Here is a 20521-nt window from a genome sequence, read left to right as displayed (position 1 = left end):
GGGCCGTCGCCGCTCGACGGCCTTTGAAGCGCGTTTCACCGCCGGTGAGCCTTTCCCGGCCTTGATCTTTCCCCGCGCGGCGGCGTAACCCGCCCCATGCCCCGTATCCTGATCACCGGCGCGTCGAGCGGCATCGGCGCCGCGCTGGCGCGCCACTACGCGCAATCCGGCACCAGCCTCATCCTGGTCGGCCGCAACGCCGAGCGGCTGGAGATCGTCGCCCGCGACTGCCGCGCCGGCGGCGCGACCGTCGAGACCGCCCGCCTCGACACCCGCGACCGGGCCGCCACCGTGGCGCTGGTGCACCGGTCGGATGCCGAGGCCCCCCTCGACCTCGTCATCGCCAACGCGGCGGTGAACGGCGGCAATCAGGAGGGGCAGGTGGAGGCCGAGGACGTGGCCTTCGAGACCGCCGACATCAACTACACCGGCACGCTCAACGTGATGCTGCCCACCCTGACGCTGATGCTCCAGCGCGGGCGCGGTCAGATCGTGCTGCTGTCGTCGCTCGCGGCCTACGCGCCGCTCCAGGACGCGCCGGCCTACAGCGGCGCCAAGGCGGCCCTGGTCGCCCACGGCCTCGCCCTGCGCCAGAAGGTCGCGCCCCGGGGCGTGAAGGTCAACGTCGTCACCCCGGGCTACGTGAAGACGCCGATGGGCGGCGAGCTCAAGGGCTGGCGGCCGCTGGAGATCAGCGCCGAGGAGGCGGCCGTGCGGATCGCCAAGGGCATCGCGGCCAACCGCGACGTGATCGCCTTCCCGTTCATCCTCACGGCGCTCGCCCGCACCGTGCTGCTCCTGCCCGAGAACGTCCGCAAGGCCGGCCTCTACGCCTTCCGGTTCCAGCGGCGGAAGCGGCGCTGATGGCGCGGCCCCGGATCGCGCTGTTCGTCCTGGAGGCGCTGCCGAACGCCCGCGCGGTGCGCCGGCTCGTCGCCGATCTCCGGGCCGACATCGCGCTGGTGGGGCTCTCGAACGCCGAGCGGCCGTCGAGCGGCGGTCTGACGGGGCAGATCCGGCGGCACCTCGCGCGCTCGGGCACCGGGATCCTGCCCTACCTCGCGGTCAATTTCGGCCTGCCGGACCTGCTGCGGCCCCTGGCGCCCCTGACCCAGGCGGCGTCCGGAAGCGGCGACGCGCCGGAGGCGACGCCGCTCAGGACCCTGTGCCGCCGCCTGGGCATCCCGACCCTGACGGTCGACGACGTCAACGGCCCGGACGTCGCGCGGGCATTGCGGGACGCCGCACCGGACCTGATCCTCACCTACCATTTCGATCAGATCCTGAAGCCCGAGATCATCGGCCTGGCGCGGCTCGGCGGCGTCAACGGGCATCCCGGCCTGCTGCCGCGCCACCGGGGCCCTGTGCCGACGATCCATGCCCTGGCCGACGGGCCCGGACAGTTCGGCATGACCCTGCACCGGCTGGCCGCCACGATCGACACCGGCGCGATCCTCGCCCAGGAGGCCGTACCGCTGCCCGAGGGCACGACCGCGACCCGGGCCTCGGTGGCGCTCCACGCCCACGGGCGCGCGATGCTCGACCGGCTCCTCGACGAGGTCGCCCGGACCGGGGCGCTGCCGGAGGGGCGGACCGCGCCGGTTCTGCCGTACTGTCCGTTCCCCGACCGCGCGCTGCTCTCCGCGCTCCGCCGCCGCGGCCTGCGCCTCACCGATGGCCAGGATCTCCGGGACGCGCTGAGCCTGTCCGCGCGGCCCTCTTAACCCCCGGTTAAGGCTGGTCGGCGAGGACTCGGTCAGATCGTCGCCGCCGACAGGGCCCGCGCATGCCGGACACCAGCGCCCTCCACTCGGCCTCCGCCGCCCTGGCCGCCGGCCGGCAGGTGCAGAGCGGACGGATCCGCGCGATCTCCGAGAACCTCGCCAACGCCGATTCGGTCCCGACCACCCCGGGTGGGGCCCCCTACGCCCGCAAGATCGCGGTGTTCGCCCCCGTGGCGGCGGACAGCCCCCGCGACCCGGTCGGTCGGATCGCCCGCGACACCACCGGCTTCCGCACCCGCTACGACCCGACCAGTCCCGGGGCCGACCCGAGCGGCTATGTCCGCCTGCCGAACGTGAACAGCGCGGTCGAATCGGCCGACCTGCAGCGGGTGGTCCGGAACTACGAGCTGAGCCTGAGCGCCTCGGCCTCGATCAAGACGCTCGCGCAGGCCACCATCAACCTGATCAGCTGAGCCGACCGTGCCGCCGGCCGTAGCCGGCGTAGATCGCGAGGCCGATCGCCAGCCAGACCGCGAGGCGGATCCAGGTGTCGGCCGGCAGCGACGCCATCAGCGCGAGGCAGGACAGGATCCCGAACCCCGCCGTGAGCGTCACCGCCGGCACGCGGAACGGGCGCGCCCGGTCCGGATCGGTCCGGCGCAGGATCAGCACCGTCGCGCAGACGAGGCAGAACGCCAGGAGCGTGCCGATGCTGACGATCTCGCCCAGGACGTCGATGGGCACGAGCCCCGCCACGGCCGCCGTGAACAGGCCGATCACCAGCTGGCTCGCCACGGGCACCCGCGTCACCGGATGGACCCGGCAGAAGATCCCCGGGAGGAGCCCGTCGCGGGCGATGGCGAAGAAGATCCGGCTCTGCCCGTAGAGGGCTGTCAGCGCCGAGGTGGTCAGGCCGATCAGGGCGCCGGCCTTGATGATCGTCGAGAAGCCCGGCAGGCCGATCACGTCGACCGCCTTGGCCACCGGGTCGGCGACGTCGAGGTCGCGGTAGGGCACGAGGCCGGTGAGGACGGCCGCCACGGCGACGTACAGGATCGTGGTGATCAGCAGGGACCCGATCAGGCCCACCGGCGCGTCGCGCTGCGGTGCCCGGCACTCGCCCGCGGCCGTCGCCACGGTCTCGAAGCCCACGAAGGCGAAGAACACCACCGCGGCGCCGCGGAACACGCCGCTCCAGCCGTAGGCGCCGAAGGTCCCGGCATTCTCCGGCACGAACGGGTGCCAGAGGTCCGGCCGGAGATGGGCCACGCCGACGCCCACGAAGGCCAGGATGATCGCGACCTTGCAGGCGACCAGCAGCCCGTTGACCAGGGAGGCCTCCTCGGTGGCGCGCATCAGCAGGGCGCTGAGCAGCAGCACGATCCCGGCCGCCGGGAGGTTGACGAGGCCGCCGTCGCCGGGCGCCCCGGCCAGGGCCCGCGGCAGATGCAGGCCGAACTCCGCCGCGAGGGACTGCGCGTAGCCCGACCAGCCCACCGCCACGGTCGCCGCCGCCACGGCGAATTCGAGGACGAGGTCCCAGCCGATGATCCAGGCGGGAAACCGCCCGAGGCTCGCGCGGGTGTAGGTGTAGGTGGATCCCGGCTCCGGGATCATGGCGGCCAGCTCGGCGTAGCACAGGCCCACGAGGCCGCAGGCGATACCGCCGATCACGAAGGAGAGGCTGAGCGCCGGGCCCGCGTACTGCGCCGCCGCCGTTCCGGTGAGCACGAAGATGCCGGCGCCGATCGTGGCGCCGAGGCCGATGGCGACGAGGCCCGGCGCGGTGAGGCTCCGGGCGAGGTCGCGCCCTGCCCCCGCACCCGCCCGCTCACCCGTGGTCACCGCGGACTCCGCCATCGCGTCCGTTCCCCTCGCCCGGATCGTCACCCGGCATATTCCATGCCCGGACGGCGGCCTCCGGGAAACCGTCCCGGCCGCTGCCGCACCGCTCGACTCCCGAAACGGTACCGCCTACCGCCGCACCGCACCGCCCCCGTCGGGCGCTCCCGGATCGACCGCGCCCGGCGGGGGCGGTGCGGCGGCCGCGCCGATCATCCGGGTGTCGGTCCGGAACGCCCGGGCGACGAGGCCGCAGAAGCGGATGAAGGCGCTGCCCTGCGGGGTGATGACGTAGCCGTCACCCGCCCGCGCGACGTTGCCGGAGGCCTGCTGCTCGGTCAGGCGCCGCTCCATCTGCCGGAACTCGCCGAGATAGACCCGCTCGAACACCGCCCGCGCCCGCTCCGGGGTGAAGCGCTCCCCGGGATGGGCGGCCATCTGGCCGAGCAGGAACACGCTGATCGAGCGGTCGACCGTCACCGGCAGGATCACGAAGGCGCTCAGGTTCAGGGACAGCGACAGGACGCAGGCGCCGAGGGCGTCCCGCCGGCGCAGCCCCCAGGACCGGCCGAGCCCGGCCAGGGCCGCCGTGACCGACAGCGTCAGCAGGAAGGCGACCGCGAGCAGGATCAGGCCGCGGTAGAACAGGATCGTCACCCCGGACCAGAGATCCGTCTGGAACAGCAGCACGAAGCAGCCGAAGCCGAGGAGGACGGCGCCGGCCTGCAGCAGCGCCTGGGCGCAGAGCCAGCGCAGGGCCTGCGCGGCGCGCGGGTGGGCGGGTGCCCTAGGACCGGCTTCAGTCATGGAGATCCTCGACCCGCAGGATCCGGACGAGCGGATCGGCGTAGACCGCTTGGCTGCGCCAGACCCAGGAATCCGGGCCGCTCCAGGGCGCGTCCTGCGCGGTGACGACCAGGGCGCCGATCCCGGCCGCCTCGGCGCGCCGCCGCACCTCCGCGCCGTCCAGGTGGTCGCGGAAGATCGGCGCGACGTCGGCGAGCCGCGACGCCACGGCCTCCGGCGGGGCGCCGAACAGCCGGGCCTCCGCGTCGGCCACCCCCGTCGGCTGGAGGCCGTAGAGCCCGAAATCGAACACCCGCCGCGGCACGGGCGATTGCTGCAGCACCAGGTCCCGGGGCAGGTGCGTGCCGGCCCAGGCGTAGGCCGCGCGCAGCGCCCGGTCGATGTCGGGACGGCCGGCGAGGCGGGCGAAGGCGGGCCGGTCGGAGGCCGTATAGGCGCGCATGCCGACGAAGCCGTAGAGGGTCGTCGCGTAACCGAGGGCGAGCAGCGCGGCGAGGAGGCCGGGGAACCGGAGCCGCCGCGCCTCGCTGAGGCGGGTCAGGGCCACCACGGTCCAGACCAGGGTCGCGACCTGCGCGAGCAGGACCACGCGCGCGCCGAGGTCGTTGTTGAGGATCGCCGAGCGCAGGACGCCGCCGAGGAGCAGGCTGGCCGCCGCGCAGAGGGTGAGCAGCCGCCCGGCCTCGCGGCCGTGGGCCTCGCGGCGGGGCACGAGGCGCCAGAACAGCAGCGCACCGGCGGCGCAGACGCCCAGGGCCGCGTAGTAGTTCAGCGGCAGGAGGACCAGGCGGAGCGCGCTCAGGGCCGGCTCGTCGACGAGGCCGTCGAGCGGCCCGAATCGCCGGATCGAGAACCGGATCGGCGCGCCGCCGTCGGTCCGGTTGGCCAGCACGCTGAGGAGGTAGGGGGCGGCCAGCGCGGCGCTGAGCAGGCCGGCAGCCGCCAGCCGGGCCGCGGCGCGCCAGCGGCGCTCCAGGCCGAGCAGCGTCAGCCAGATCCCCGCGGCGCCCGCCGTGCCGAGGCAGACCCAGACGGACAGGCCCGCACAGGCCGCGAAGGCCAGCCCCGCGACGCCGACCGCCGCCGCCTCCGCGCGCCGGTCCGGTCGCGTCCGGTCCGCGACCTCCGCCAGGGCCAGGAGACCGAGCCACCCGGCCAGGGCGCCAGCGACGTGGTGCGGCACCCAGACCAGCGAGGCGGGCCAGTTGAGGACCTGCTCGTTCAGCCATTCCGGGATCGGCAGCCACGTCCCGGAGGTGGCCCGGTCCGCGACGACCAGCAGGATGTCGAGGCTTCCGGCCGGCAGCAGCAGGAGCACCGCGCGGCGCACGAGCCGGGGGGCGGCGTCCGCGACGAGGCCGGTCGCGGCGAGGAGCCGGTCGAGCAGGCCGAGGAGCGCGAGGCCGGTCCAGAAGGCCAGGCCCGCGAAGGCGGTCCGGCCGTCGACCAGCCGGCCGCCCGCCCAGTCGACCAGGGCAGTGAGGGTGTAGAAGCCGTAATAGTAGCCCGCCCGCTCGGGCCGGGCGAAGAACGGGTCCACCGGCGGCAATCCGTGCTCGACGATCGCGCGCGTGAGGGCGGCGTGCTTGACGAGGTCGATGACCGTCACGGGCCGGTAGAGGGCGGTGCCGGTGTCGACGTCGATCAGCGCGTAGGCCACGACGCCGAGCCAGAGCAGCGCGAGGGCCAGCGCCGCCCGGTCGCGGGAATCCCGCAGGTCGCGCAGGGCCGGACGCAGCGCGACGAGCCCCGCGGCGCCGGCGGCGAGCGCCGCGGCCGGGACGCCGGCCGCCTCGATCAGAAGGCTGTCGAGGGCCGGCAGGAGCCCGATTCCGAGGAGCGCCCCGCACAGGAGGCGGTCGCCGGGCGCGAGCGCGCGGAATCCGAGGATGCCGGTCAGCCTGCCCAGGGCGTAGCCCGGGAGGAGAACGAGGGGGATGCCGAGCAGCGTCGCGACGACGACGCCGCACGCATCCGAGAAGGTGCCGTTCATCGCCGGGCCGCGTCGCGTGAGCGGCTCCGGGTAGCACGGGGGCGTTAACCGTTCTTTCGGGCGACTCGGGGCGAGGCCGGACCGCCGCGACGCGCAGCCGCCGCGGCTCGCCCGGCTCGGGACTGGCATAACCGTCGGTTTCGTGTATGGATCGCGCGGCCTCGACCCGGGTTTCCGGGCGGGGCTTGAGCCGCTTGGCGCTGTGACCGTGCTGGACGACATCCCGGCACCGGCCGAACGCCGAGCCCGCGCGCGCCCGTTGGGGGCGCCGCATCCGACCAGCACAACCCGAGAGGCACGCGATGTCGATCACGGCAGAGCGCAAGACCGCGCTCATCAAGGAACACCGCAAGGACGCCAAGGACACCGGCTCCCCCGAGGTCCAGGTGGCGATCCTCACCGAGCGGATCACCAACCTGACCGGCCACTTCAAGACCCACGGCAAGGACAACCATTCCCGCCGCGGCCTCCTGAAGCTGGTCTCGCAGCGCCGCTCGCTGCTCGACTACGTCAAGCGCAAGGACGAGGCCCGCTACCGCGCCCTCATCGAGCGTCTCGGCATCCGCCGCTAAGGCGCACTCCGCGCGGTTCCGGGCCCGGCCCGGGGCCGCGTTTCACCATCGCGGGCTGCCGGAATGGGTCCGGCCTCCCGGCAAACGGGCCGCTTCGAGGCGCCAGCGTCGGGGCAGGATCGCGAGACACTTCGCCAAGGGTTCTCAGGCGCAGTGTCTCGCCGTCTTGCCCCCGGGCGGCGCCGGGCTTGGGCCCGCCGCAGGCAAGGAAGAGATTGAGAATGTTCGACGTTCAACGCGAAGAGCTGATGTGGGGCGACCGCAAGCTCGTCCTGGAGACCGGCAAGGTCGCCCGCCAGGCCGACGGCGCCGTCATCGCCACCTACGGTGAGACCTCGGTGCTCGCGACCGTGGTCGCGGCCAAGGAGCCGAAGCCCGGCATCGACTTCATGCCGCTCACCGTGAACTACCAGGAGCGCGCCTACGCCGCCGGCCGCATCCCGGGCGGCTACTTCAAGCGCGAGGGCCGTCCCTCCGAGAAGGAGACCCTGGTCTCCCGCCTGATCGACCGCCCGATCCGCCCGCTCTTCATCGAGGGCTGGCGCAACGACACGCAGGTCGTCGTCACCGTCCTGACCCACGATCTCGAGAACGATCCCGACATCGTCGCGATGGTCGCGGCCTCCGCGGCCCTGACCCTGTCGGGCGTGCCGTTCATGGGCCCGATCGGAGGCGCCCGCGTCGGCTACATCAACGGCGGCTACCGGCTGAACCCGCTGGTCACCGAGACCAAGGAAGAGTCCAGCCTCGACCTCGTCGTCGCCGGCACGCAGGACGCGGTGCTGATGGTCGAGTCGGAGGCCAAGGAGCTCTCCGAGGACGTGATGCTCGGCGCCGTGATGTTCGGCCACAAGCACTTCCAGCCGGTGATCGAGGCGATCATCCGCCTCGCCGAGAAGGCCGCCAAGGAGCCGCGCGACTTCAAGGCCCCCGAGAACGCCGACGTCGAGAAGGCCGTCCTGGAGGTCTGCGAGGCCGAGCTGCGCGCCGCCTACACCAAGACCGTCAAGCAGGAGCGCTACGCCGCCGTCGACGCCGTGAAGGCGAAGGTGATGGCCGCCCTCTGCCCCGAGGGCGCCGAGAAGTTCCCGGCCGAGAAGGTCAAGGCCGCCTTCAAGGAGGCCCAGTCGAAGGTGGTCCGCTGGAACATCCTCGACAGCGGCGCCCGCATCGACGGCCGCGACGTGAAGACGGTCCGCTCGATCCTCTCCGAGGTCGGCGTTCTGCCCCGCGCCCACGGCTCGGCCCTGTTCACCCGCGGCGAGACCCAGGCGCTGGTCGTGGCGACGCTGGGCACCGGCGAGGACGAGCAGTTCATCGACGCGCTGGAAGGCACCTACAAGGAGCGCTTCCTGCTTCACTACAACTTCCCTCCCTACAGCGTCGGCGAGACCGGCCGGATGGGCTCCCCGGGCCGTCGCGAGATCGGCCACGGCAAGCTCGCCTGGCGGGCGATCCGTCCGGTCCTGCCGCCGGCCCACGAGTTCCCCTACACGATCCGCGTCGTGTCGGAGATCACCGAGTCCAACGGCTCGTCCTCGATGGCCTCGGTCTGCGGCGGCTCGCTGTCGCTGATGGATGCCGGCGTGCCGCTGCGCCGTCCGGTGGCGGGCATCGCCATGGGCCTCATCCTCGAGGGTGAGCGCTTCGCGGTCCTGTCCGACATCCTCGGCGACGAGGATCACCTCGGCGACATGGACTTCAAGGTGGCCGGCACGGACGAGGGCGTGACCTCGCTCCAGATGGACATCAAGATCGCCGGCATCACCGAGGAGATCATGAAGATCGCCCTCGCCCAGGCGAAGGACGGCCGCGCCCACATCCTGGCCGAGATGGCCAAGGCCCTGACGGCGGCCCGTCCGGAGCTCGGCGAGTACGCGCCGCGCATCGAGACGATGCAGATCCCGACGGACAAGATCCGCGACGTGATCGGCACCGGCGGCAAGGTGATCCGCGAGATCGTCGAGAAGACCGGCGCCAAGATCAACATCGAGGATACCGGCGTCGTGAAGATCGCCTCGGCCGACGGCAAGGCGATCAAGGCGGCCTACAACTGGATCCGCTCGATCGTGGCGGAGCCGGAGGTCGGCGTGATCTACGACGGCACGATCGTGAAGTGCATGGAGTTCGGCGCCTTCGTGAACTTCTTCGGCGCGAAGGACGGCCTGGTCCACATTTCGGAGCTCGCCGCCCAGCGGGTCGCCAAGGTTCAGGACGTCGTCAAGGAAGGCGACAAGGTCAAGGTGAAGTTCCTCGGTCAGGACGACCGCGGCAAGATCCGCCTGTCCATGAAGGTCGTCGACCAGCAGACGGGCGAGGACATCACCGACAAGATCAAGGCGCAGCGCGACGCCGAGCGGGCCGAGCGCGGCGACGAGCCGCGCGAGCCCCGCGAGGGCGGCCGCCACCGCGGCGAGCGCCGCCGCGAGGCCGGCGAGTAAGCAGGGGAACACCCGCGCCGGCTGCGGTCGGCGCGGGGTGACTCAGACGGGCGCGGTCCTCCGGGGCCGCGCCCTTTTTCGTTCCGTCGCGGGAAGGGGCCCGCGCCGGCCGCCGGCCGGGAACGGGGCGCCCGATGCCGCGTTCCCCCGCGACTTCCCAACCGGAGACCCTCATGGCCAACGACATGATGCACGACATCTTCAGCGGGCAACCGAACCTGTCGACGACGGAGCGCGCCGTCTCGGTCGCGCTGGGCCTCGGCATCGCCGCCGCGGCCGCGCAGCCCCGGCCGAACAAGCTCCTGAGCCTGCTGGCCCTCGTGGTCGGAGTCGGCCTCGCGGTGCGCGGCGCCACCGGTCACTGCGCCGTGAAGGCCGCGTCGGAGCATTTCTGAGATCCACGGCCGGTCGCGGCCACGAAAAAGGGGCGCCCCTCGGGGCGCCCCTCGTCGTTTCCGGACCGGCCGGAGAGGTCAGTAGGTCGTGGTGCGGCGGCCGGCGATCAGGCCGTAGATGAACAGCACGACCACGGCGCCCACGATGGCGCCGATGAAGCCCGCGCCCTGGTTCGGCCCGTACCAGCCGATGGCTTGGCCCAGGAAGGTCGCGACGAAGGCGCCGACGATGCCGAGGATCGTGGTCAGGATGAAGCCGGCGGGCTCGTTCGGGCCCGGCATGAGGAACTTGGCGATGACGCCGGCGAGAAACCCGATGATGATGGTCCAGAGAATACCCATGACTGACCCCAAGGCGTGATTGTCGATGGCGGCAGAACGCTTCGAGACCCGCGACGGTTGCCCGCACCCTGGCCGCCGATGACGATTTTCCTCGGGTTCAAGCCTCGCGTGCGCGCGCGGGCCTTTACGGCCAGGCCGGTGCGGCGGCAGATACGCCGGTTCTCGAGGATGTGGAGACGGGTATGGACATTCAGCGTATCGAGCCGGGCAAGCGGATGTCGCAGGCCGTCACCTTCGGCGACATGGTCTACCTCGCCGGGCAGGTCGCGTCCGACACGGTCGGCACCGGGGTCACGATCCAGACCCAGCAGATCCTGTCGGAGATCGACCGGCTCCTGGCCGCGGCCGGCAGCGACAAGGCGCGGATCCTCTCGGCCACCGTCTATCTCGCCGATATCGCGACCTTCGCGGAGATGAACGCCGCCTGGGACGCCTGGGTCTCCCCGGAGAACCCGCCGGCCCGCGCCACGGTCGAGGCCAAGCTCGCCGCGCCCGAGTACCTGGTCGAGATCGTGGTCGTGGCCGCGAGGAGCCGGTGAACGGCGGGCGCCGGTCCGTCCTGGCAGCCGCTGCGGCCGTTCTCGCGGGAGGGCTCCTGGCGGCCCTGCCCCTCGTGCGGCCGGCACCGGCCGCCGAGGAGCGGGTCGTCAACATCTACAACTGGTCGGACTATATCGACCCCACGGTGCTCGAGGCCTTCACCCGCGAGACCGGGATCAAGGTCGTCTACGACACCTACGACAACAACGAGATCTTGGAGACCAAGCTGCTCGCCGGCCGGTCGGGCTACGACATCGTCGTGCCGTCAGGGCCCTACCTGCAGCGCCTGATCCGGGCCGGCGCCTTCCTGCCCCTCGACAAGTCCAGGCTGAAGAACCTCGGCAATCTCTGGCCCGAGGTGACCAGCCGGCTGGCGGCCTACGATCCCGGCAACACCTACGCCGTCGACTACATGTGGGGCACGACCGGCATCGGCTACAACGTCGCCGCCGTCCGCGAGCGCCTGGGCGCCAACGCGACGGTGAACTCGTGGTCCGTCGTCCTCAACCCCGCCTCGGCGAACAAGCTGAAGGAGTGCGGGATCATGATGCTCGACAGCCCCGAGGACCTGATCCCCAGCATGCTCCCGGCCTTCGGCGCGAAGGCGGATTCCAAGCGCTGGGACGACATGACCCTGGTGACCGACGCCCTCTACAAGGTGCGCGGCGCCGTGCGGAAGTTCCACTCGTCGGAGTACATCCAGGCGCTGGCGAACGGCGATATCTGCCTGGCCGTCGGCTACTCGGGCGACATCATGCAGGCGAAGCGCCGCGCCGAGGAGGCCAAGAACGGGATCGACATCGCCTACGTCGTGCCGAAGGAGGGCGCGCTGATGTGGTTCGACACCTTCGCGATCCCGAAGGATGCCGCCCACCCGGCCGAGGCGCTGGCCTTCATCGACTACATGATGCGGCCCGAGGTGGCGGCGGCCAACACCAACTTCGTCTCCTACGCCAGCGGCAACCTCGCGGCGAAGAAGTTCGTGAAGCCCGAGATCCTGAGCAATCCCGGCATCTACCCGGACGAGGCGACGATGCAGCGCCTGTCCATCAACACCGCCTGGGACGACCGCACCCAGCGCTTCGTCACCCGCCTCTGGACCCGGGTCCGCACCGGGCGCTGACGCGGAGCCCGGCCGGGTCTCGTCAGCGCCCCGCCTCCGCGGGGACGCCGTGCCGGACGAGCCACGCGCGGACCGCCGCGCGGGTCTCGCGCGCTTCGTCGTTGAGCAGGCGATCCGGCGTCGCGAAGAAGTACGGCTGGAAGGTCTTTCGCTGCGCGTTGCGCAGGGTCGGGTCGATCCCGGCCTCGAGCAGCCGCAGCACCCAGGGATTGGCCGCGCCGACCTGGGCGGCCACGTGCAGCAGCGAGTTGCCGGTAGCGTCGACCCGGCTCAAATCCGCGCCGGCTCGCAGCAGCAGCACGATCTGCGCCTCGCGGCGGTTCTGGACGGCGCGGAACAGCGGCGTCCACCGAGCGCGCGGGCTCACCGGGTCGACCGGCGCGCCGTGCCGCAGCAGGATCTCCAGGTAGGTCGGCTCCTCGACCATCGCCGCCATGTGCAGCGCGGATTCCAGATCGAGCCCCGGCACGGACGGGTCCGCGCCCGCGTCGAGCAGGGCCGACACCGCGCGCGGCCGCGCGTTCCAAATCGCCCATTCGAGCAGCGTGAGGTTCCGGTCGCCGCGGAGGGAGAGATCCAGGCCGGGCGCCAGCGCGGCGATGCGTGCCACATCACCGCGGGCGACCGCCGCGGCGATCGCGGCGAGAGGGGACGCCTCGAAGGCGCCGCTGCGGTCCCCGGTCGGGCTGTCCATGACCGTTCGCTCCTCGGCGCCGCCTGATTCGGCGCTGCGTGACGCGGGCCATGTGACCGAGAAAGACCGGGGCGCTGCAAGGGCTCGTCTGCAGGTGTCGCCGTCGGCGTGAACCGCCGGCGCCCGACGGGCCCGAGAAGCGACATCGCCGCGGCGACGGTCGAGACCGTCCGCGGCGATGCCCGTCGATCGCGGGGTCGGCGCTCTAGTGCTTCAGATCGTCCGGAACCTTGCCGCCGTTCTCGGCGAGCTTCTGCATGACCTGCTTGTGCAGCCAGATGTTCATGCTCGCCGAATCGTCCTTGTCGCCGGTGTAGTGGAGCTCGTCGGCGAGCTGCTTGCGCGAGGCGAGGCCGGAATCGAGGCCCAGCAGCTTCATCAGGTCGACGATCGAGTGGCGCCAGTCGAGCTTCTGCGGGTTCTTCTCGGCGAGGCTGGTGAGCACCGCCTCGACGTCCACCGGCTCGCTGCCGCCGGCCGTGCCGGGGGCCGACGGGGTCGAGGGCGTGCTCGTGCCGGCCGGGCCGCCGGAGCCGGCGTTGGGCGCGGGGGCGGCGTCCGCGGTGCCACCACCGAACGGATGGAGGATCTTGCTGACGATGCTGCCGAGGAGGCTCATGGATCCGCTCCGATAATCGAGGCCCGATCTCCGCGCCGGGCGGCCATTCAACTGGCTGTGAGCCTTGGCGTTCCGCGGTCCGGCGGGCCCTGGACGGTCGACGCGGCGCCGCTCGGAGCGGTCAGGACGGTGCCCAGAGGGCGGCGATGAGCGCGTTCCGCTCCTCCGCGAGCGTGCCGTTCGGGACCGGGCGGTCGGCGCGGGCGTACCAGTAGCGCGCATTGCCGTCGTCGCCCTCGATCCGGTGGAGATGGGCATGGACCCAGGCCGCGTCGGGTCCCCCGGCGTCCTGGACGAGGCGGTGCGCCCGCTCCCAGGCGGCGGAGGCCGGTCCGGAGCCGTCCCGGGCGAGCCACCAGAGCGCGGCGAGCGGGGCGGCCCAGCCCCTCGGCGGCTCGGACGCGGTGAGTGTCGCGGCGAAGGCGGCGGGCGGGCTCTCGGTCACGGCTGTCTCCTTCCCGGGCGATTCAGCGGCCGGCGGCGCGCTCCGGCTGCCAGCGCCCGCGGCGCTGGCGAGCGGACCACGCGTAGCGGGCGTCGCCGTCGAGGCGGTCGAGATGGTCGGAGAGGCGGTTGCGCTCGAGCCAGGACAGGGCCGCCTCCAGCTCCGGGAGGGTCATGGTCGCGCGGCCCTTGCCGAGCACGCGCTTGAGAACGGCGTTGTAGCGGTGGGCGAGATTGCCGCCGCGGGGGACGCGCAGAGAGGTCTCGTCCTCCACCGCCTGGGCGGCCACCGCGGCGGCGAGCCGCTGGCGCAGGGTCCGCTCGGTGACGGAGGGCGGTTCGGGCGCGGGCGCCGCGGGGACCGGTTCGGGGAGGCGCGGGCGCAGCAGGGCGTAGCGCATCCCGATCGCGTTGCTCTCCAGGGGCGTGATCCCGCCCGGCTCGTCGTCGCGCCAGCGGGTCCGCTCGGGCACGACGGCGCTCGCCGGCCGCTCGCGGGGCGGCCGGACGCTGCTGCCCTGCTCGGTCTCGAGTTCGAGGCGGAACCGCGCGAAGAGCGGGTCGTCCGGGTGGAAGATCAGCGCCTGCTGCCCGTCGTAGGGCCCGGCATGGGGATCGACCCGGGTGGCCCGGGCGAGCATCTGCTCGAGCCAGGGCCGGGAGCGGATATGGGTCAGGGCCGCGACCACCGCGACCTCCGGGGCGTCGAGGCCCTCGTAGGCCATCGCCACCGTCACCAGCACGGCCGGTTCCGGCGTGAGCCGGAACGCGGCCAGCGCCGCGTGGGCGTCGCCCTGGCCGGAGGTCGCGAGGCGGACATCGCGCTCGCCCTGCCCGGCCGGCATCCAGTCCCGCAGGGTCCCGAGATAGGCCCGCGCGCTCGCCTGATCGGGCGCCACCACGAGGAGCTTGCCGAGCCCCCGGGCCGGCTCGCCGGGCGGGAGCTCGCGCTCGGCCCGGCGCCGGGCGCGCAGGCGCTTCGTGGCGAAGAACGCCTCGCTCAGGAGGTCGCGGGCGAACCCGGTCCGCAGGGCGGTGAACAGCGCCGGCCGGGTGGTGATCCGGACCGAGCCCGCGCCGAGCCGGTGCGGTCCGACGCGCGGGCTGTCGCCCGCGATCCGGCCGCCCTCCAGCCAGCTCGCCTCGCCGTCGATGGCGCCGAACGTCACTGGCAGCACCGCCCGCTCGGCCAGCGCCTGCGCCCGCGAGTAGCCGATCACCGCGAGGCCGGGAGCGTCGAGGTCGAGCTCCGGACCGCGGCCGGGCCCGGCGGGTCGGTAGGGCAGCCCGAGGATCCGCCGCCCGTCCGCCCGCTCCAGCGTTCCGGACAGGTACAGGCGCACGGTCGCCGCCTCCATGACGGGCAGCATCGCGCGGGACCACGCCCCGGCCTCGGCATCCTCCGCGGAGGGGTCGTCGGCGCCCGGGCGGCCGGGGACCGGCAGGTGATGGACCTCGTCGACCACCAGCAGGGTGCGGTGCGCCCGCGCCTCCGCGAGGTGGAGCGCCGGGGCGGCCGCGACCGCCTGATAGGTGGTGACGTAGCCGGCCAGACCCCGCGCCGGGTCGCGCTCGTTGTCGGCCGCCCGCACGCTGAGGGCGTGCCCGAAGGCCGCGCGCCAGAGCGGATCGGCGAAGGCCTCCTCGGCCTGCAACCGCAGCGAATCCCGCGGCACCACCCAGACCACGCGCTCGACGAGCCCCGCCGCGATCAGCCGGTGCGCGGCGATGACCGGCAGCAGCGACTTGCCGCCGCCGGGGGTGACCGCGGCCAGGATCTTCCGGACATGGGCCGCCTCCCCGCTCGCCATGGCCGCGACCAGGGCCATCAGCGTGCGCTGGTGCGACCGCAGGGACGGGGCGGGACGGGTCAAGGGCCGGCGAAGCAGGGCGACATCGGCGCACCGTGGCCGATCCGGATTCCTTTGTGAATCCCCGCAGTCGCGGAACGTTCGCGTTTTCGTCCCGGCGGCGGAGCCGCGGGCGCGGCGCTTTCGGGCGAAACCGCCCCGCTCTCCACGATTGCCGCACCCGCCGGGCCGGATCGGTGCACCATAAGCGTTGACACCCGGCCCACCCCTCACCATAAGGGCGCCGCGGGCGATGCCCGCCTTGGGGGAATGTCCCGAGCGGCAAAGGGGGCGGACTGTAAATCCGCTGCGTAAGCTTCGTAGGTTCGAGTCCTACTTCCCCCACCAAGTCCTTCCCGATCCCGTCAGCCTTGTTTCGCCAGCGCGGCCTCGATGCGCGCGGCGGCGGCGGCGGAGAATCCCTTCCCTGCGAGCCCCTGTCCCGCGGCCGCCTGACCGGTGAGCGAGCGGCGCTTGCCCCCCGGCAGATGCGCCTGCCGCAGCGCGTGGGCGTCCCGGTGACTGGCATGGGTGATCGCGATGGCCAGCGCGTCGGCGGCGTCCGCGACGCGGAACTCCGCCTTCGGCAGAAGGAAGCGGACCATCGCCTGGATCTGCACCTTCTCGGCGTGGCCGGAGCCCGCCACGGTCTTCTTGATCAGGTTGGGGGCGTACTCGAACACCGGCAGGCCGGCGAGGGCCGGCACGAGCAGCGCCATCGCCCGCGCGTGGCCCAGCTTGAGCGTCGCCTGGGCGTCCTTGTTGACGAAGGTCTCCTCCACGGCGACCTCGTCGGGCCGCACGGCCTCGACGATGCGGCCGATCCCCTCGAACAGCTCCCGCAGGCGCAGGGCCAGCGGAAGCTCCCCGTCCGAGGTCACGACCCCGCAATCGCCGTAGGTGAGCTTCGTACCCTGCGCGGTGATCAGGCCCCAGCCGGTGCGGCGGAGTCCGGGATCGATGCCGAGAATGCGGACGGGGCTGGTCATGGGGCTCCACGGCTCGGTGAACGGCCCGAGGCTGCCGTACGTATCGTGAACGCTTGGTTTCACCAAGGTTCCGGCCGCGGAGGTTGCCACCTGTGGCCGTCCCGGCAAGGTGCGCTGCCGCGCCGCTGTCACCCCCGGCGGCCGAGGAGGATCAGCGCCGTTCCGGCGAGGCAGACCGCGCTGCCCGCGAGGTCCCAGCGGTCGGGCCGCTGGCCCTCCGCGAGCCACAGCCACAGGACCGAGGCCGCCACGTAGACGCCGCCGTAGGCCGCGAAGGTGCGCCCCGCCGCCGGGCTGTCCACGAGGGTCAGCAGGGCCGCGAAGGCCGCCAGCGAGGCGAGACCCGGAAGCGTCCACCAAGCCGACCGTCCGAGCCGCATCCAGGCCCAGAACGCGAAGCAGCCGGCGATCTCGGCGAGGGCGGCGGCCGCGTAGGCGAGGAGGCTCATCGGGTCAGCTTGGCACGGCGCGCCGCGCGGCACGAGCCCGGCCCTGGGGGCGGACGGCGACCGGCATTAAGCTCCCGGCAACGCGGATCCGGTCGAGTGTCGCCATGAGTACGCACGCGAGCACGCACGAGACCCAGGGCGACCGGCTGCTGTTTCCGGGTGACGCCCGCCTTCGCGACGCCGTCCTGGCCTGGATCGAGGCGCTGGCGCGGGAGCGGCGGATGTCGTCCAACACCGTCGAGGCCTACGGGCGCGACCTCCGCCAGTTCCTACACCACCTCGCGTCCCGTCAGGGGACACCGACGATCCCGATGCTGATCGGGCTCAAGGTGCGGGACATCCGCGGCTTCATGGCCGCGCGCCGGGCCGACGAGGTCTCGGGGCGCTCGCTGATGCGCATGCTGGCAGGCCTGCGCTCCTTCGCCCGCTTCCTCGAGCGCGAGGGCTTCGGCACCGTCTCGGCCCTGGGCGGCGTGCGCTCGCCCAAGGTTCCGCGGCGGCTTCCACGCCCCCTGCCCGTCTCCGCCGCGGTGGCGCTGACCGATACCGCGATCCGCGCCGGCGAGGAGCGGGAGCCCTGGGTCCTGGCCCGGGACGCCGCCGTGCTGGCGCTGCTCTACGGCGCGGGGCTGCGCATCTCCGAGGCGCTGGGCCTGAGTCGCCGCGACGCCCCCCTGCCGGGCGTCGATCAGGTCACCGTGCTCGGCAAGGGCGGCAAGCAGCGCATGGTGCCGATCCTGCCCGTCGTGGCGCAGGCCGTGGCCGACTACGTCGCCGCCTGCCCCCTGCCGCTGCCGCCGGAGGGGCCGCTGTTCCTCGGCGCCCGGGGCGGCCCGCTCTCGCCGCGCATCATCCAGTACACCGTCGCGCGCGCCCGCGGCGCCCTAGGCTTGCCCGAGAGCGCCACGCCGCACGCCCTGCGGCATTCCTTCGCGACCCATCTGCTGGCGCGCCAGGGCGAGCTGCGCGCGATCCAGGAACTCCTGGGCCACGCTTCCCTGTCCACGACGCAGCTCTACACGCAGGTCGACGCCGCCCGTCTCATGAGCGCCTACGCGGCGGCTCACCCGAGGGCCGGCCATTGACCAAGATTGCTAAAAACTTCGACTTCGAGAGAGCTCATCGGCGGCTATAGGCGCGTCATCCGTTTCGCCTAGTGCATAGCCGCGCTCTTTAAGAGCTTCGTCACGATCCTCGGCCATTATGGGCAACGAACGGGATCGGCTTGGGCGGGCGTCATGGATCTTCAGGATGGGAGGGCGCCGGCACGTGTCGTGATCGCGGACTGCGATCCGGGGCGCCGCGTCTCCCTGAGGGAGATCGTCTTGCGGTTCGATCCCGGCGCCGTGATCGACGAGGCGACCTCGGGTCAGGCCCTCTGCGACATCCTCCTCCGCCACCGTCCGACCCTGGCCTTCGTCGGGCTGCAGCTCGACGACCTCAGCGGTCCCGAGGCGGTCGCCGTCGCGCGTCGCGCGGGTGCGGAGCCCCCCTGCCTGGTGCTGGTGGCGACCCGCGTGCTGCCGCACTGGCAGGAGATCGCCACGAGCCTCGGGGCCTACGAGGTGCTGAAGACGCCCCTCGACCCGAGCCATATCGAGCAGCTGCTCCACGCGGATGCCCGCCGTCGCGCGCCGACACGGGCCTTGCTCGCCTGCTCGACCCCGGCCGGGCGTTCGGCGATCAGCCGCGTCGTGGCGCGCAGCGGCTTCGCGATCGAGCTCGACGAGACGGATGACGGCCGCCACGCTCTCAAGCAGCTGAAGCTCGCCGCCTACGACTTCGCCTTCATCGACGTGAAGCTCGGCGGCATCGACGGGCTCGAACTGGCCTGCCAGATCCAGCCCCTGGGCCTCCCGACCCGGATCACCCTGCTGACCACGTCCGAACTGGAGCCCGTCGCCCAGGCCGGCCGCTACTTCGGCGTCGACGCCGTGCTGCGGATGCCGTTCTACGCCCGCGACATCGATCTCGCCCTGCACAACGCGCTGGGCCTGCGCCGGCCGTACCTCCTGAACGCCCTGACGGCCCCGCCCGCGCCGAGCGCGCTGCTGCGGATCGCCGACCTGCCCAATCCCCGGCGCAAGATCGCCTGATCCCGCGCCGGGGCTTCCCCCGACGGGCCGCACAAAGGCGAGGCCCGCGGCCCTTCGAGCTGACGGCTCAGCCTGCCGAGCCATCGAACGCGTGCCGCCGTGGGCCTTCGCCCGTCAGACGTGGTCCGTCAGACGTGGCCCGTCAGACGTGGATCGCGCGCTTGTTCACCGCCAGCGCGGCTTCCTTGACGGCTTCGGTCAGCGTCGGGTGCGCGTGGCAGGTGCGGGCGATATCCTCCGACGAGGCGCCGAACTCCATCGCTACCGCCACCTCGGCGATCAGGTTGCCGGCATCCGCGCCGACGATGTGCACGCCGAGCACCCGGTCGGTCTGGGCGTCGGCGAGCACCTTCACGAACCCGTCCGTGGTGCCGTTCGCCTTGGCCCGGCCATTGGCCGTGAACGGGAACTTGCCGGCGTTGTAGGCGATGCCGTCCTTCTTCAGCTCCTCCTCGGTCTTGCCCACCGAGGCGACCTCCGGGAACGTGTAGACCACGTTCGGGATCACGCCGTAGTTCACGTGGCCGGACTGGCCGGCCAGCATCTCGGCGATCGCCACGCCCTCGTCCTCGGCCTTGTGGGCGAGCATCGGGCCGGCGATGACGTCGCCGATGGCGTAGATCCCGGTCACGTTGGTGGCGTAGTGGGAATCAGTGAGGACCCGGCCCTTGTCGTCCCGCTGGACGCCGACCGTGTCGAGGCCGAGGCCCTCCGTGTAGGGCGTCCGGCCGATGCAGACGAGGACCACGTCCGCCTGCAGCGTCTCGGCGGCGCCCCCCGCGGCCGGCTCGACCGTGACCGTCGCGCCGCCCTTCTTGCCGACCTCGACGCCGGTCACCTTGGTGGACAGCTTGAAGGCGATGCCCTGCTTGGTCAGGATCCGCTGGAACTGCTTGCCGACCTCGCCGTCCATGCCGGGCAGGACCCGGTCGAGATACTCGACCACGGTGACCTCGGAGCCGAGCCGGCGCCAGACGGAGCCCAGCTCCAGCCCGATCACGCCGGCGCCGATGACGAGGAGCTTCTTGGGCACTCGGTCGAGCTCGAGGGCGCCGGTGGAGGAGACCACGACCTTCTCGTCGATGGTGACGCCGGGCAGGCGCGCCACGTCCGAGCCGGTGGCGATGACGATGCTCTTGGTCTCGAGCATCCGGTTGCCGCCGTCCTCGGCGATGACCTCGACGCGGCCGGCGCCCGCGATCCGGCCGGTGCCGTGGAAGGTGTCGACCTTGTTCTTCTTGAGCAGGAACTCGACGCCCTTGGTGTTGCCGGCGACGCCCTCGGCCTTGAACGCCATCATCTTCTTCAGGTCGAGCTTCGGCGTGCCGACGTCGATGCCGAGATCGGCGAAGTGCGTGTTGGCCTCCTCGAAGGCCTCGGACGCGTGCAGCAGGGCCTTGGACGGGATGCAGCCGACGTTGAGGCAGGTGCCGCCGTGCGTCGCGCGCTTCTCGACCACCGCGGTCCGCAGGCCGAGCTGCGCCGCGCGGATCGCGCAGACGTAGCCGCCGGGACCGGTACCGATGACGACGAGATCGTAGGACATGAGGCTTCGCTTCCGCTCGGTCGTGCCGCGTGTGGGACGGGCAGGGAATGTCAGG

General features: G+C 72.6%; 21 protein-coding genes and 1 tRNA gene. 11 read left to right on the top strand and 11 right to left on the bottom strand.

What is annotated here, in order from left to right:
* The first annotated feature begins 96 nt into the window (after nt 1–96).
* From J3A75_RS08675 to J3A75_RS08665, 3 genes are all read left to right on the top strand, one after another.
* The gene (locus tag J3A75_RS08675; protein ID WP_012317949.1) at nt 97–864 is read left to right on the top strand and encodes an SDR family NAD(P)-dependent oxidoreductase; all 768 of its coding nucleotides are present in this window, start codon (nt 97–99) and stop codon (nt 862–864) included.
* The gene (locus J3A75_RS08670) at nt 864–1724 is read left to right on the top strand and encodes a formyltransferase family protein (protein ID WP_012317948.1); all 861 of its coding nucleotides are present in this window, start codon (nt 864–866) and stop codon (nt 1722–1724) included. The genes J3A75_RS08675 and J3A75_RS08670 overlap by 1 nt, the downstream gene beginning before the upstream one ends.
* A 62-nt stretch (nt 1725–1786) precedes the next feature.
* On the top strand, nt 1787–2197 hold the full coding sequence (locus J3A75_RS08665; RefSeq protein WP_012317947.1) for a flagellar basal body rod protein FlgC: 411 nt from the start codon (nt 1787–1789) through the stop codon (nt 2195–2197).
* Here J3A75_RS08665 and J3A75_RS08660 read toward each other — a convergent pair.
* The 3 genes from J3A75_RS08660 to J3A75_RS08650 all read right to left on the bottom strand — a co-directional run bounded on the left by J3A75_RS08660 (nt 2190) and on the right by J3A75_RS08650 (nt 6366).
* Entirely contained in the window at nt 2190–3584 is a 1395-nt protein-coding gene (locus J3A75_RS08660; RefSeq protein ID WP_012317946.1) for an amino acid permease, read from the bottom strand. The genes J3A75_RS08665 and J3A75_RS08660 overlap by 8 nt on opposite strands.
* Before the next feature lie 114 nt (nt 3585–3698).
* Complete coding sequence (locus J3A75_RS08655) at nt 3699–4373, bottom strand: hypothetical protein (RefSeq protein ID WP_053620703.1); 675 nt, start codon at nt 4371–4373, stop codon at nt 3699–3701.
* Nucleotides 4366–6366: a hypothetical protein gene (locus J3A75_RS08650; protein WP_209649989.1), complete on the bottom strand. Its 2001-nt coding sequence runs from the start codon at nt 6364–6366 to the stop codon at nt 4366–4368. The genes J3A75_RS08655 and J3A75_RS08650 overlap by 8 nt, the downstream gene beginning before the upstream one ends.
* A 302-nt stretch (nt 6367–6668) precedes the next feature.
* Here J3A75_RS08650 and rpsO point away from each other — a divergent pair, with 302 nt between their 5' ends.
* From rpsO to J3A75_RS08635, 3 genes are all read left to right on the top strand, one after another.
* The gene (gene rpsO, locus J3A75_RS08645) at nt 6669–6938 is read left to right on the top strand and encodes a 30S ribosomal protein S15 (protein WP_012317943.1); all 270 of its coding nucleotides are present in this window, start codon (nt 6669–6671) and stop codon (nt 6936–6938) included.
* A 221-nt stretch (nt 6939–7159) separates the two neighbouring features.
* On the top strand, nt 7160–9379 hold the full coding sequence (gene pnp / locus J3A75_RS08640; protein ID WP_012317942.1) for a polyribonucleotide nucleotidyltransferase: 2220 nt from the start codon (nt 7160–7162) through the stop codon (nt 9377–9379).
* Nucleotides 9380–9552: 173 nt separating this feature from the next.
* Complete coding sequence (locus J3A75_RS08635; protein WP_012317941.1) at nt 9553–9774, top strand: YgaP-like transmembrane domain; 222 nt, start codon at nt 9553–9555, stop codon at nt 9772–9774.
* Between the two features lie 78 nt (nt 9775–9852).
* Here J3A75_RS08635 and J3A75_RS08630 read toward each other — a convergent pair whose 3' ends face one another.
* Nucleotides 9853–10116: a GlsB/YeaQ/YmgE family stress response membrane protein gene (locus J3A75_RS08630; RefSeq protein WP_012317940.1), complete on the bottom strand. Its 264-nt coding sequence runs from the start codon at nt 10114–10116 to the stop codon at nt 9853–9855.
* Between the two features lie 182 nt (nt 10117–10298).
* On the opposite strand from J3A75_RS08630, the gene J3A75_RS08625 reads away from it, so the two are divergent.
* Together J3A75_RS08625 and J3A75_RS08620 are read left to right on the top strand one after the other, a co-directional pair.
* The gene (locus tag J3A75_RS08625; RefSeq protein ID WP_024830885.1) at nt 10299–10655 is read left to right on the top strand and encodes a RidA family protein; all 357 of its coding nucleotides are present in this window, start codon (nt 10299–10301) and stop codon (nt 10653–10655) included.
* Entirely contained in the window at nt 10652–11779 is a 1128-nt protein-coding gene (locus tag J3A75_RS08620; protein WP_024830886.1) for a polyamine ABC transporter substrate-binding protein, read from the top strand. The genes J3A75_RS08625 and J3A75_RS08620 overlap by 4 nt, the downstream gene beginning before the upstream one ends.
* A 22-nt stretch (nt 11780–11801) precedes the next feature.
* On the opposite strand, the gene J3A75_RS08615 is transcribed toward J3A75_RS08620, so the two are convergent.
* From J3A75_RS08615 to J3A75_RS08600, 4 genes are all read right to left on the bottom strand, one after another.
* Nucleotides 11802–12473 (bottom strand): ankyrin repeat domain-containing protein, encoded by a 672-nt coding sequence (locus J3A75_RS08615; RefSeq protein ID WP_209649987.1) that lies wholly within the window; start codon nt 12471–12473, stop codon nt 11802–11804.
* Between the two features lie 205 nt (nt 12474–12678).
* Complete coding sequence (locus J3A75_RS08610; protein WP_012317936.1) at nt 12679–13092, bottom strand: DUF3597 domain-containing protein; 414 nt, start codon at nt 13090–13092, stop codon at nt 12679–12681.
* A gap of 121 nt (nt 13093–13213) precedes the next feature.
* Nucleotides 13214–13537, bottom strand: coding sequence for a hypothetical protein (locus tag J3A75_RS08605; protein ID WP_012317935.1), 324 nt, complete (start codon nt 13535–13537; stop codon nt 13214–13216).
* A 22-nt stretch (nt 13538–13559) separates the two neighbouring features.
* Nucleotides 13560–15410, bottom strand: coding sequence for a DEAD/DEAH box helicase (locus J3A75_RS08600; RefSeq protein WP_083460928.1), 1851 nt, complete (start codon nt 15408–15410; stop codon nt 13560–13562).
* 240 nt (nt 15411–15650) lie between these two features.
* Here J3A75_RS08600 and J3A75_RS08595 point away from each other — a divergent pair.
* Nucleotides 15651–15734: transfer RNA gene (locus J3A75_RS08595), tRNA-Tyr, on the top strand.
* Between the two features lie 17 nt (nt 15735–15751).
* Here the strand turns inward: J3A75_RS08595 and ruvC are convergent.
* Entirely contained in the window at nt 15752–16375 is a 624-nt protein-coding gene (gene ruvC / locus J3A75_RS08590; protein ID WP_012317933.1) for a crossover junction endodeoxyribonuclease RuvC, read from the bottom strand.
* Between the two features lie 128 nt (nt 16376–16503).
* Nucleotides 16504–16824 (bottom strand): YnfA family protein, encoded by a 321-nt coding sequence (locus J3A75_RS08585; protein WP_012317932.1) that lies wholly within the window; start codon nt 16822–16824, stop codon nt 16504–16506.
* A 104-nt stretch (nt 16825–16928) separates the two neighbouring features.
* Here J3A75_RS08585 and J3A75_RS08580 point away from each other — a divergent pair, with 104 nt between their 5' ends.
* Together J3A75_RS08580 and J3A75_RS08575 are read left to right on the top strand one after the other, a co-directional pair.
* A complete protein-coding gene (locus J3A75_RS08580; RefSeq protein ID WP_012317931.1) occupies nt 16929–17909 on the top strand; it encodes a tyrosine recombinase XerC in 981 nt (326 codons plus the stop codon).
* Nucleotides 17910–18149: 240 nt separating this feature from the next.
* Nucleotides 18150–18920 (top strand): response regulator, encoded by a 771-nt coding sequence (locus J3A75_RS08575; RefSeq protein WP_245364349.1) that lies wholly within the window; start codon nt 18150–18152, stop codon nt 18918–18920.
* Nucleotides 18921–19062: 142 nt separating this feature from the next.
* Here the strand turns inward: J3A75_RS08575 and lpdA are convergent, their stop codons facing one another.
* Nucleotides 19063–20466 (bottom strand): dihydrolipoyl dehydrogenase, encoded by a 1404-nt coding sequence (lpdA, locus tag J3A75_RS08570; protein WP_012317929.1) that lies wholly within the window; start codon nt 20464–20466, stop codon nt 19063–19065.
* Between the last annotated feature and the right edge of the window lie 55 nt (nt 20467–20521).

This window comes from Methylobacterium sp. PvP105 (assembly GCF_017876975.1).
In the GTDB taxonomy this organism is placed as follows: Bacteria; Pseudomonadota; Alphaproteobacteria; order Rhizobiales; family Beijerinckiaceae; genus Methylobacterium; species Methylobacterium radiotolerans.
This window is presented reverse-complemented; position numbering and strand designations above follow the sequence as displayed.